Below are 12,532 nucleotides of genomic sequence, written 5' to 3'. Positions count from 1 at the left end.
CCCTCCATTTCTAAATTTTTTCTTGCTGCGCACTCACAGCTCGAGCAATTTTATTTTTTGTTTTGCGATAAGGGAGTTCGAACTTGTTAAGTAGTTGCTTAAAATCCCCCTCATTAAAATTGTAATCAGGCACTTCCAACTCTAATTCAAAATCGTGATAATCACTGTACCAACTTTCATCCAATGCTAGTTTTCCTTCAGGGATCGTGAACTCAGCTCGTTTTGTGATTAACTTCCCAATTAGGTGCAAGTCTGATAATGAAATATTGAATGTTCGTAGCTGCCCCAAAATCTCTGTTGCTTGTGGGGTAAACTGATCTTTATTGATGGCTTGTTCTACTTCATCCAGCGATAAACGGTCAGTAACTTCTAATAATCCGACTGTTTGCGGAATTTTCAAAGTGGCTTCAGCTGTATCGGAGAAGTATCGAATTCTTAATCCCATCCCTCGCTGTTTTAATTGAAAATCAACAGTGTCGAAATAGAGATTTGTTTGAATTACGAATTGTTTATTCGTAACATTATAGTAGTGTAACAATTTTTCATAGTCATTTTGTGTTAACATACTCTTGAATTCGATTTCAATTTCTTTGCTCACTCTTATTTTACCTCTGATCCTAAAAAAATCCTATTATAAAACATCCTCACATAGAATAACCTAAATAGTCAAACGATTAGAACTAATTCCATGAAAATGTTAGTGTTTTGTAATATTTGGCATAGGAGAAAAATGTGACAATTTTTTCTAATGAAGGTTTATGATAAGATAGGTAGGAATGGAAAATGAAGCGGGGGATTTGCGATGGAGAGAGATTGGGAAACATTTCTTGCGCCCTATGAATTAGCAGTAGCTGAATTAAAAATAAAATTACGCGGATTACGCAAACAATATCGCACGAGCGGAGATCATGTACCGATTGAATTTGTGACGGGACGTGTGAAGCCGGTAGAGAGTATTCTTAATAAGGCGGAGCTTCGAGGAATTCCGCTAGATCGTTTAGAAGAAGAGATGTCTGATATGGCAGGAATGCGTATCATGTGCCAGTTCGTAGAGGATATTCCTCTAGTGGTAGATATTTTGCGGCGTCGTAATGACATGAAGATTATTCAAGAGCGAGATTATATCACGAATCGGAAAGCTAGTGGGTATCGTTCCTACCATTTGGTCATTGAGTATCCGGTTCAGATGTTAGAAGGAGAGAAGAAGTTACTTGCTGAGATTCAAATCAGAACCTTATCAATGAACTTTTGGGCCACTATAGAACATTCAATGAATTACAAATACAAAGGTCAAATACCAGAAGATATTCAAAAACGATTGTTTCGTGCAGCCGAAGCGGCCTATCAATTAGATGAAGAAATGTCCAGTATTCGGGACGAGATTCAAGAAGCGCAGCATGTATTTAATCGTAAGGAACAGAAAAAGGAAGTGGGACAGCATGGGGTTAAGGATCGGAATCATCCATAATCAAGAAGAAAAATCGATTCGGGTGTTGCAGCGCCTGCGCGGGTTGTTGGCAGATAAGGATGATCTAGAGGTTGTGGATCGTGATCCGGAATTGGTGATTACGATTGGTGGGGATGGGACCCTTTTGTCGGCTTTTCATCGTTACAATCATCGACTAAACGAAGTCCGTTTTTTAGGAGTCCATACAGGGCATTTAGGGTTTTATACGGATTGGCGAGACTATGAACTGCCTGAATTAGTTAATAGTTTAAGCTGCGAACAAGGTAAGAGTGTTAGTTATCCATTATTGGATGTTCTTTTGACGACAACAGATGGGGAACAAAAACATTTTTTGGCATTAAATGAGTCAACCATTCGTAAGGGAAGCCGTACGATGGTAGCGGATGTTTATATAAAAGAAGAACTATTTGAGCGCTTTCGAGGCGACGGATTAGCAATCTCCACACCAACTGGTTCGACGGCCTATAATAAAAGTGTCGGTGGTGCAGTGGTTCATCCTAGTATTAATGCGATGCAGCTAGCAGAAATAGCTTCATTGAATAATCGTGTTTTCCGGACATTAGGCTCACCTAGTATCATTGGTTCCCATGAATGGATCGATGTCCGACTGAAAAGTAATGAGCAGCATCTAATCACAATTGATCAGTTGGATATCAATCGTAAAGGTATTACATCAATCAAGTATAAAATCGCCGAAGAACGCATTCATTTTGCTTCATATCGGCATATGCATTTTTGGCATCGAGTAAAGGATGCCTTTATTCGAGAGGATTAATTTTGTGGAATTTAAATGGATTTATCAAGAATCAACTGAATCACTTGTACGCACTTTCTTGAAACGTCAAGGAATCTCAAAAAAGTTATTAGCGAAAATTAAATTTCAGGATGGAAAAATTTTAGTGAATGATACGGAACAAAACGTCTTGTTTTCTTTAAAAACCCATGATATTGTAACTGTTGTGATTCCGGACGAGGAAGCGCATGAAACGTTATTGGCAGATGATGTACCAATTGAAATTATTTTTGAAGATGAGCATCTGCTAGTTGTAAATAAACCAGCGGGAATTGCATCAATTCCAGCGCAGTATCATCCTCGAGGAACAATGGCTAACCGAGTCAAAGCTTATTATGTGGCTCAAGGATACGCTGACCAAGTAGTACATGTTGTTACCCGCTTAGATCGTGATACTTCCGGACTGATGCTTTTTGCCAAGCATGGATTTGCACATGCTAAGCTAGACCAAAGCCTGCAGCAAAAGGAATTTGTCAAAAAATATCAAGCATTGGTCTCAGGTGACGTATATGCTTTAGAAGAACATGGAAATATTTCCTTACCGATCGGTCGTGACTTATCTTCTTTATTGAGACGGCAGGTGATCGAAACAGGACAAAAAGCTGAAACGGAATACTGGCTGAAAAAAAGAAATCGGCACTGTGCATTAGTTGACGTTCAATTACATACAGGACGTACGCATCAAATTCGAGTACATTTTTCAGCGATTGGCTGTCCTTTGTTGGGTGATGAGCTATATGACGGTGCTCTGGATCAAGGAATCGATCGACAGGCTCTTCACTGCTATTCCTTAACGTTTCCTCATCCTTTCAAAAGAGAACAGCTTTCTTTTACGCTGCCATTAGCCGAAGACATGGCGGCAATAGCCAAAACGATTTAAACAGAAGCAATTATTAAAACAAGATAGGTAATGTATGTGTGAAAAAAGTAAAAGTAGTAATACAATACAAGCAGTCTAGCAGAATGGTATCCGAAACGAGAATCGAACTATTTTTTTCATAGAAAAAAATAATTCATTAAAAACGAGGTAGGTTGCCAGTTCTGCTTTAAGCAGTAATTAACGTATGAGTAAAAAAACAAAAAGTAAAAGTAGTAATACAATACAAGCAGTCTAGCAGAATGGTATCCGAAACGAGAATCGAACTATTTTTTTCATAGAAAAAAATAATTCATTAAAAACGAGGTAGGTGAGATTGATGGATGAAAACCAAGAAGAATTAGAAGTACATTTCCAACAATTACGGGAGGAGCTGGATCAGAATGATTTGCAGGCTTTTCGTGATCATTTTCTGGAAATGCATTTTTATGATCAAGGGCAATTTTATCAATCTCTAAGTGAAGAGGAACGTCAACTCGTTTATTCGTATCTATCACCCAAAGAATTAGCAGATATGTTTGATGTCATTGAAGAAGATGATGAGCATATGGATGAATACCTAAATGAGATGCGGCCCCAATATGCTGCTGATATGCTAGCTGAAATGTACACTGATAACGCAGTGGATTTACTGAATGAGCTAGATAAGAAAACAGTAGCGAAGTATCTAAGTCTAATGGATTCTGAGCATGCGAATGAGATTCGTGAACTGCTCCATTATGAAGATGACACAGCTGGATCATTGATGACGACTGAATTTGTCTCAATTGTCGCGAATCAAACGATGCGTTCAGCTATGTATGTTTTGAAAAAAGAAGCCCAAATCGCTGAGACAATCTATTATACTTATGTAGTGAATGATGATAATCAGCTGGTTGGGGTTATTTCGTTGCGTGATTTGATCGTAAATGAAGACGATACAATGGTTTCTGATGTTATGAGCGAGCGGGTGATTTCCGTTCATGTCGGTGATGACCAAGAAGATGTCGCTCAAACATTTCGTGACTATGACTTCCTTGCTTTGCCTGTAACAGACTATGATGATCATTTATTGGGAATTGTAACGGTTGATGATATTATTGACGTAATTGATGACGAGGCAGCCAGTGACTACTCTGGTTTGGCCGGGGTCAATGTCGAAGAGGTGGATGAAAATCCTGTTAAGGCAGCCTCTAGAAGGTTGCCATGGTTAATCACTTTGCTGTTTCTTGGAATGACGACGGCGACACTAATTAATCATTATGAAGCATTGGTTAGTAAAGCGAGTATTTTGGCGGTGTTCATTTCTCTGATTACTGGGACAGCGGGAAATGCTGGTACACAATCACTTGCGGTCGCAGTACGTCGATTAGCGATATCTGATGATAACGAGAAGAATTTCGGAAAACTAGTCGTAGGCGAAATTTTGACAGGCTTAGTGACAGGCTTAGTAACTGGAGTGACAATCTTTATTATTGTTGGGATTTGGAAGCACAATTTTATCTTAGGTTTCGTAATCGGAGCTGCGATGATGGCCGCTATTACGGTTGCGACACTAGCCGGGAGTTGGATTCCAATGATAATGGAGAAATTAGGCTTTGATCCAGCCGTTGCCAGCGGTCCGTTTATTACCACTTTGAGTGATTTGACCAGTGTGTTGATTTATTTTAATATAGCCAGTCTCTTTATGGAGCGATTTATTGGACATTGAATGATTAGTAAAAGACATATGCTGAAAGTAGTGAGAAAATTTTGAAAAAAGCTTATGCCATTGTTATCCGGAATGGATTGATTTTGTTAGTCCGGCGTCAAGGTGTGCCTGTTTGGGATTTGCCTGGAGGCGAACTTCTTTCCAATGAGAATGAACGAGAAGGAATTCAGCGCTTAATTAAAGAGCAGCTTTCTTTTGATAGTACAATTGATGATTTGATTGGAATTTATACAAAAGAGTATCATGATGAAGTGACATACGTTTATAAGGTAAAGGAAAAAGTTTCCCAAAGCAAAATGGAATCGCAAGATTATGTGGCCTTCAATTTTTTTGATCTTCAAAATTTGCCACTAAACATTTTTCCGGATCGACATCGCCAAATCAAAGATTATAAGACAGGACGTTATCCAGTACGCTTGAGTTTTAAGGGAAATCGTTGGTTTATTCGAATTGAAAAATTCATTAAGGAACGAAAGAAGAGAAGTGACTCAAAATGAGCCACTTCTCTTTTAAATTGATACGATTTTTGTCCCGTGAAGTTCATTTACTCCCAGCGTTTTAGCGATTCTTTCCGCATTTTCTGCGTTGATACCACCGCCAGGTAAAATAATAATGCGACCAGCCGCGTAATCAATCAATTCTTTTAGATGGGGCAGATTGTCTTCTATGGTAGACGTTAATGGTCCACCGTGAGTCAGTATGCGATCAATACCTAAGCGTGAGAACCAATCGATGGTCTTAAATTGTTCTTCTTTTGAAAGCTCATCAAATGCCATATGAAAAGTCGTTAATACCCCTTCGCTATTGCCTAGCAGCATTTCTAAAGCTTCCTCATCAACTTCATTATCTTCCGTAAGACAGCCGAAAACCACGCCATCAGTCCCAGCATTCTTTGCATGAATCAAATCGTTTTCCATGATTTTCAACTCAATATCATTATAGACAAAATTCCCGCCGCGAGGACGAATCATAGTCATGACAGGTACGTGCTTTTCCCCAGCATAAGCCAAGACTTCTTCAATTACTCCCATACTTGGAGTTGTTCCGCCAGCTGCTAAGTTATCACATAGTTCAATACGTCCAGCGCCAGCTTGGATCGCTTTAGGAATATCGGTATAATTTTCAGCGCAAAATTCTTTAATCATGATTGTATCCTCCAAATCGAGCTAAATTTTTTAAGGTGATACTTACGACGTATAGTTTAGCACATCTTGACGATAGTAGGAATAGATGAACTATGCTATGATAGGATAGCGAAAAGGGAGTGAAAAGATGCTTAAAAAAATTGATCGGGGCGCGCTGTTTTTAGCGAAGCAGCAGGCACTATTTCGCTGTCCAAAGTGTCACCAAGAAATGGATCAAATAGAAAAAAGCTTAATCTGCATAAATGGGCATCGCTTTGATTTAGCAAAAAAGGGCACGCTTTATTTTTTAGATCACCAAATCAAAACAGAATATGACAACGAAATGTTTGAACCGCGGGGACGCATGATTCGATCGGGAATGTATCAACCTGTGATAGAAAAAATTGCGCATTTGATAAAACCGGGAAATCTTCTGGATGTCGGCTGTGGTGAGGGAAGTTTTTTGCAAGAAATCAATCAAGTAAAGGCTAATCCAGTAAATATTGGTTTTGACATTGCTAAGGAAGGCGTTTATTTAGCAAGTAATCAAGCAATCCATGCTTTTTGGTGTGTGGCTGATCTGACCAATTTGCCATTTGCAGATCACTCCTTTGATACGATTTTGAATATTTTTTCTCCTTCACATTATAGTGAATTTAAGCGAGTGATGAAGTCGGAGGGCTGTGTAGTCAAAGTAATTCCTCAAGTTGGCTACCTAAAGGAACTTCGAGCGATTTACCATCCAGATGGGGAAGAGTATTCCAATGAGGCGGTTATTCAACGTTTCACAGAAGAACTTAAAATTGATCACCGTGAACGTGTAACTTATGAGTTTGAGATACCGCAAGAAAATCGGTTAGATCTTTTAGAAATGTCACCATTGGAATGGCAGGTTACACCTGAAATAAAGGCCAAGTTAGCGGATAATCCTTTGAAACGAATTACGATTGATATCGAAATATTAAAAGGATATTAGAGAATACGCTTTCATTCAAATTCCTGAAAATAGAAGGTTGCATTTGTGACTTCGTGATGTTATAGTACTAACAAGTTGTTTTTCATTGGTTTTTATCAGGTTCCTGTTCTGATAAAAGTTAGTGAAAAGTGCTTCACTAACGTAGCGACTCGCCGTGCTAGACACCGAGTTGGTACGTTTTTTTTTTGTCAGTTCTGCTTTTTGCAGTTTTGCCGAATTCGAAAAGGATACAAGGTGTAAATATCTTCCCTTTTAACGAGCAGTTTAGCAGAATGATAGGCGTACGAACATCGCTTCATTTTTCCGGTCTTTGGAAAAATGATTTCTTTGCTTGTGATTTAGCAACGAGTTCAGCTTTTCACAGTTACTCGAGACGTATAGATGAATTGTAATTTGAGGTTAGCAGCGAGCACTTTAATTCTAAACAATATAAATACTTCAAATAGAATATATAGCGAAAAATCATACTTGAAATAACTACTTATAAGATTGAGGGAACGAACATGACAAATCATATTGTATTATTTGAACCACAGATTCCTGCAAACACAGGAAACATTGCACGAACATGTGCAGCAACGAATTCACCACTGCATTTGATAGAACCACTAGGTTTTTCTACAGATGACAAACATTTAAAACGAGCTGGTTTAGATTACTGGAATGATGTTAATATTACTTACCATAAGAGCTTAGCAGTATTTCTAGAGCATCTTGAAGAACGCCCCCTTCATTTGATCACCAAATTCGCTAATGCGACTTATTCAGAAATTGATTACACTGATGACGCCGACCACTTTTTCATGTTTGGCAAGGAAACCACTGGATTACCAGAAGAATTTATGCGGAAAAACGAGGATAAGTGTTTACGCATTCCAATGAATGATGAGCATGTACGTTCTTTGAACCTTTCTAACACAGTTGCTTTAGTCGTCTATGAAGCGTTACGGCAACAAAATTTTCCAAATTTGGAATTGACGCATCATTATGAAAACGATAAGTTAGATTAGACAATAAGAACTCGGAAAGGGATTTTTATGAAACTTTATTTTACACGTCACGGGAAAACTCGTTGGAATCAAGAAAAACGTTTTCAAGGAATGATGGGCGATTCGCCGTTGTTACCAGAAAGTTTGGAAGCTATCAAAGCGTTGGGCAAAGAATTAAGGGATATACCGTTTGAAAAAATTTATACAAGTACATTGAAACGGGCTTATCTGACTGCTGAGGGAATTAACAAGCAGTTGGCACAGCCAACTGAAATCGTTCGTTCTGAAGATTTACGTGAACTGGGTTTAGGCAGCTTGGAAGGTCAATTAATTCCTGTTATTGAAGAACGCTATCCTAAAGATATGGTAAATTTACGTCATCATTTGGAGCTTTACGATCCAACTCCTTTTGATGGAGAAAAAATTGAAGATATGTTGAAACGGATCAATGATTTGGTGGAAAAAGCAGTTGCTGAAGCCCAAGAAGGTCCATTGCTTTTTGTCGGTCACGGGGCCGCATTAACCGCAGCAATCCAAGCGCTGACAGGAAAATCAATGAGCGAACTACGAGAGATGGGCGGCTTATTTAACAACAGCCTGACGATTTTGGAAGCGGAAAATGCTAAACCGCCTTATCAAATGATCCAATGGAATGATGTTAGTTTTTTAGAAGGGACAGGCTCGAAACCAGATTCGTTGCTATAGAAGGTAGAAAGGAGGCGCAAAATGTCGGAAGAACAGCTCTATATTGTAGGAACATTAAAGGCGATCTTTTTTCAAAATCCTAGTAATTTTTATAAGGTTCTATTGATTAAAGTGAGTGAGACCAACAGTGATTATCTTGAACAGGAAATTGTTGTTACAGGAAGTTTTGGCGATATGCAGGAAGATGAAGACTATCGCTTTTTCGGACATTTTGTTGATCATCCTCGATATGGAAAGCAATTTCTAGTTGAAAGCTACGAGCAGGCCCATCCAACTTCTGCCAATGGACTAATTAATTATCTCTCTAGTGAGAAATTTCCGGGGATCGGTAAGAAGACCGCGGAGAAAATCATCGAAGTTTTAGGTGAAGATGCCATTGATCAAATTATGGAAAATCCTGCTGTTTTGGCAAAAGTTCCGAATTTGAACGTGAAGAAACAAAAAGTCATCGTGGAGACAATTCGGCAAAATCATGGCATGGAGCAGATTATTGTTGGGTTAAGTCGTTATGGTTTCGGCAGCCAGCTTTCGTTTGCGATTTTCCAAACCTATCGAAATGAGGCTTTAGAAATCATTGCTGAAAATCCCTATCAACTGGTAGAGGATATTGAGGGGATCGGTTTTAAAAAAGCGGATAGTTTAGCTGAACAATTGGGCATCGCGGCAGATAGTCCACAACGAATCCGTGCAGCGATTTTTCATCAAGTCAATGAGGATGCGAATCAAAGCGGTGATACATATGTTGAAGCCCAACAGCTGTTGACAGAAGTTTTGCAGCTATTAGAGACCACGCGCCCAGTAGAAATCGCTCCGGATCAAATTGCCAATATGATCATTCAGCTAGTCGAAGAGGAAAAAATTCAACAAGAAGCGACAAAGATCTATGAGAATACGTTGTTTTATAGCGAGTGGGGAATAGCCTCATCGATCGAACGCTTATTGGCACGTAAAAAAGAAATCAATTATCCCCAGAAAGTCATCGATAAAAAGCTGCGTATTATTGAAAAGCAATTGAAGATCACTTATGGCGATTCGCAAGATCAAGCGATCAAAGAAGCGATTCGTTCGCCATTGTTCATTCTGACGGGTGGTCCCGGAACAGGGAAAACGACAGTGATTAATGGCATTGTAAAATTGTTCGCGGAATTGAATGATCTGTCTTTAGATCCGAAAGATTACACACAAGCAGTTTTTCCGATTCTGTTGGCGGCACCGACTGGCCGTGCTGCAAAACGGATGAATGAGACGACCGGATTACCGGCAAGTACGATCCATCGCTTGTTAGGATTGAATGCCAATGATGAAACACCGGATATTGATGCGAAAGAACTAGATGGCGGATTGTTGATTGTCGATGAGATGTCGATGGTGGATACTTGGTTGGCGAATAACCTGTTAAAGGCAATTCCTAATAATATGCAGGTGATTTTTGTAGGAGATAAGGATCAGCTGCCATCCGTTGGGCCGGGTCAGGTTTTTCATGATTTGTTACAGATTGAAGACATTCCAAAGATGGAATTGACGGATATTTACCGTCAAGGCGATGGTTCATCGATCATTCCGTTAGCACATGAGATCAAAGATGGAAAATTGCCGCAAGACTTTCGGAAAAATCAACTGGATCGTTCCTTTATTGCTTGTCATGCCTTTCAGATGGAGGAAGTTATCAAGCAGGTCGTGGAACGGGCGAAGAAAAAGGGCTTTACTGCACAAGATGTGCAGGTCCTAGCTCCGATGTATCGCGGACCTGCTGGAATCGATGCGATCAATAAAATGATGCAGGAAATTTTTAATCCTAATGACGGCCGAAAAAAAGAAGTCCAATGGAATGATGTCGTTTATCGGATTGGTGATAAAGTTTTGCAACTGGTCAATAATCCAGAATTGAATGTATTTAATGGCGATATGGGGATTATAGTTGGGATCATTCCGGCAAAAGAATCGGAAGATAAAGTGGATGAACTCGTGATCCAGTTTGATAGTAATGAAGTCAGCTATAAGCGTTCTGAATGGAATAAAATCAAGCTTTCATATTGTTGTTCGATCCACAAATCACAGGGGAGCGAATTCAAAATGGTACTCTTGCCGATGGTGAAGCAATATTCACGAATGTTGCAGAGGAACCTTTTATATACCGCGGTAACCCGAAGTAAGGACTTATTGATTCTATTAGGAGAGGAAGAAGCCTTCCAAGCCTGTGTCGTAAGAGAATCAGCGGTGCGAAAAACTACCTTGATTGAACGAATCATGAAGGGGACCGAGATTGCACCGACAAAACCAAAGGCAGAACCATTTAAAGCAGTAGAAGAAAAGCAAAAGTTAGCAGCAGACGGGCCGACAATTTTGACGCCAAAATTGATTGCCGCTCAAACGATTGATCCGATGATTGGAATGGCAGATTTAACGCCTGCGATGTTTATGTAAAAAGGACTGAAAAATAAAGCCACTGCTTTATTTTTCAGTCCTTTTGTCTGCGTACCAAATATATTGTGTGGCGGTCGAGAAGTTCATGTCAAAGGAGCGTTCTCCCATATCTTCTCCGTCAGCTTGACCATGCTGCGGTACAACCGAAACAATTCGGATTTTACTACTAGTAAAATGTTTGTAGTGCTTGTTTTCTGTATGTTTTTTCCGTACTAGCTGAATTAAGAAACGCAGAATAGCTGGGAGATTCGGTTTTTCTACGACTACTAAGTCAATCGTCTCTTTTTTTGGATCAGCCATTGGCGCGATCGCTATTCCACCACCGAAATAAGGGATGTTCGTGGTCGTACATAAAAAAGTACGCTTAAAGCTCAATGTTTGGCCATTTAATTCTACGAGAATTGGAAACGACTTTTGAGTGAAAATCGCTTTTACTAGATACAAGGCATAAGAGGCTGAGCCCAAATGATACTTGTTCAATACTTTTTTTGACGTAGAGGCATTCGTTGTCGCAACGATTAATGCATCTAGACCGATCCCGACATTGTTTAAAATGACTCCTTGCTCTTCGCGAATTTTTTCTTCGTAATGGAAAACATTAATCGGTTGTGGCTTTAACGCAGAGGTAATTTGTTCAAAGGCTTTTTCTGGCTCACGCGATAAACCGATTCCTCGAGCAAAATCATTTCCTGAACCAGCAGGAATATAGCTGACAGGAAGTTGCAGACCTAACGCAAAGAATTCATTGACCACTTGATGGAGCGTGCCATCACCGCCAATCACCACTAACAGGTGAAACGAATTGTCGATGTGATCCTTCTCGCAAGTCTCTGACCAAGGGCTTAGCAAATCGGTTAGCCGGTCAACAATCTCTTTTTCATCGCCAGGCCCTTCCGTATAATAAGGTGTGTATGTATAGTCTCCATCATCGAGTAATTGGATGATTTTTTCTGCTGTTTTTTCCGCGTTACCGCTACCGGCTGCGGGATTGATTAAAATATGATAATGAAAATTCATGTCCTCGATCCTTTCAAAGACTGATTATAACAGAGTAACGAAAGGAACAGTAGAAAATTGACCCATTTTTTATTAAGCGAATATGTAAAAATATCCTATGCAGAGAATTCTAGCCATCTAAGCTTTCAATGCTTGGTTAATAAACCAGTCGATAACTTTTTGATCATAATTTGTTGCTTGATAGTTTTGATTTACAGAGGCTGCTTTGTTGCTCTTTTTTATATCTACTACTAAATTACTCCAAAGATAAAGCGAGATATGGGTTTCAGTATTTTCTATTCTATATTTTTCTACTAATGGGGCTCGTGTACTGCAACACCCGTAATTTCCATGAGACCAGCGATCTTTGATAACAGCTTCGCCATCTCGTTGCGCCTTTTTATATAATTCGACAATTTCATTGTCAATACCTAACATACCGTTCACCCTTCTTTCGAAAAAAGTATCTTCTACAACTTGATTGTACCAC

At 39.4% G+C, this 12,532-nt stretch carries 13 protein-coding genes; 9 read left to right on the top strand and 4 right to left on the bottom strand.

The window, feature by feature from the left end; genetic code table 11:
- Positions 1 to 10 precede the first annotated feature (10 nt).
- Positions 11 to 598, bottom strand: a complete 588-nt coding sequence (locus tag AUF14_RS08885) for a CYTH domain-containing protein (RefSeq protein ID WP_049218975.1) — start codon at positions 596 to 598, stop codon at positions 11 to 13.
- 204 nt (positions 599 to 802) lie between these two features.
- On the opposite strand from AUF14_RS08885, the gene AUF14_RS08880 reads away from it, so the two are divergent.
- The 5 genes from AUF14_RS08880 to AUF14_RS08860 all read left to right on the top strand — a co-directional run bounded on the left by AUF14_RS08880 (position 803) and on the right by AUF14_RS08860 (position 5,325).
- Positions 803 to 1,468, top strand: a complete 666-nt coding sequence (locus tag AUF14_RS08880) for a GTP pyrophosphokinase (protein ID WP_016181505.1) — start codon at positions 803 to 805, stop codon at positions 1,466 to 1,468.
- Entirely contained in the window at positions 1,440 to 2,243 is an 804-nt protein-coding gene (locus tag AUF14_RS08875) for an NAD kinase (RefSeq protein ID WP_016181506.1), read from the top strand. Before AUF14_RS08880 ends, AUF14_RS08875 begins: the two co-directional genes overlap by 29 nt.
- A 4-nt stretch (positions 2,244 to 2,247) precedes the next feature.
- Complete coding sequence (locus AUF14_RS08870) at positions 2,248 to 3,141, top strand: RluA family pseudouridine synthase (protein WP_049218971.1); 894 nt, start codon at positions 2,248 to 2,250, stop codon at positions 3,139 to 3,141.
- Between the two features lie 316 nt (positions 3,142 to 3,457).
- Entirely contained in the window at positions 3,458 to 4,828 is a 1,371-nt protein-coding gene (mgtE, locus tag AUF14_RS08865; RefSeq protein ID WP_016181508.1) for a magnesium transporter, read from the top strand.
- Positions 4,829 to 4,869: 41 nt separating this feature from the next.
- A complete protein-coding gene (locus AUF14_RS08860) occupies positions 4,870 to 5,325 on the top strand; it encodes an NUDIX hydrolase (protein ID WP_016181509.1) in 456 nt (151 codons plus the stop codon).
- A gap of 12 nt (positions 5,326 to 5,337) precedes the next feature.
- Here the strand turns inward: AUF14_RS08860 and AUF14_RS08855 are convergent, their stop codons facing one another.
- Entirely contained in the window at positions 5,338 to 5,973 is a 636-nt protein-coding gene (locus AUF14_RS08855) for a copper homeostasis protein CutC (protein WP_049218969.1), read from the bottom strand.
- 127 nt (positions 5,974 to 6,100) lie between these two features.
- On the opposite strand from AUF14_RS08855, the gene AUF14_RS08850 reads away from it, so the two are divergent.
- The 4 genes from AUF14_RS08850 to recD2 all read left to right on the top strand — a co-directional run bounded on the left by AUF14_RS08850 (position 6,101) and on the right by recD2 (position 11,046).
- A complete protein-coding gene (locus AUF14_RS08850; RefSeq protein ID WP_049218968.1) occupies positions 6,101 to 6,928 on the top strand; it encodes a methyltransferase domain-containing protein in 828 nt (275 codons plus the stop codon).
- A gap of 503 nt (positions 6,929 to 7,431) precedes the next feature.
- Positions 7,432 to 7,938, top strand: a complete 507-nt coding sequence (gene trmL / locus AUF14_RS08845) for a tRNA (uridine(34)/cytosine(34)/5-carboxymethylaminomethyluridine(34)-2'-O)-methyltransferase TrmL (RefSeq protein WP_049218966.1) — start codon at positions 7,432 to 7,434, stop codon at positions 7,936 to 7,938.
- A gap of 27 nt (positions 7,939 to 7,965) precedes the next feature.
- A complete protein-coding gene (locus AUF14_RS08840) occupies positions 7,966 to 8,622 on the top strand; it encodes a histidine phosphatase family protein (RefSeq protein WP_049218964.1) in 657 nt (218 codons plus the stop codon).
- Positions 8,623 to 8,643: 21 nt separating this feature from the next.
- Complete coding sequence (recD2, locus tag AUF14_RS08835) at positions 8,644 to 11,046, top strand: SF1B family DNA helicase RecD2 (protein WP_049218961.1); 2,403 nt, start codon at positions 8,644 to 8,646, stop codon at positions 11,044 to 11,046.
- A gap of 27 nt (positions 11,047 to 11,073) precedes the next feature.
- On the opposite strand, the gene AUF14_RS08830 is transcribed toward recD2, so the two are convergent.
- Together AUF14_RS08830 and AUF14_RS08825 are read right to left on the bottom strand one after the other, a co-directional pair.
- Positions 11,074 to 12,063 (bottom strand): diacylglycerol/lipid kinase family protein, encoded by a 990-nt coding sequence (locus AUF14_RS08830; RefSeq protein WP_049218959.1) that lies wholly within the window; start codon positions 12,061 to 12,063, stop codon positions 11,074 to 11,076.
- 117 nt (positions 12,064 to 12,180) lie between these two features.
- Complete coding sequence (locus AUF14_RS08825; protein ID WP_049218957.1) at positions 12,181 to 12,480, bottom strand: hypothetical protein; 300 nt, start codon at positions 12,478 to 12,480, stop codon at positions 12,181 to 12,183.
- Between the last annotated feature and the right edge of the window lie 52 nt (positions 12,481 to 12,532).

Origin of the sequence: Enterococcus avium (genome assembly GCF_002891025.1) — a bacterium.
Classification (GTDB): Bacteria; Bacillota; Bacilli; order Lactobacillales; family Enterococcaceae; genus Enterococcus_A; species Enterococcus_A avium.
This window is presented reverse-complemented; position numbering and strand designations above follow the sequence as displayed.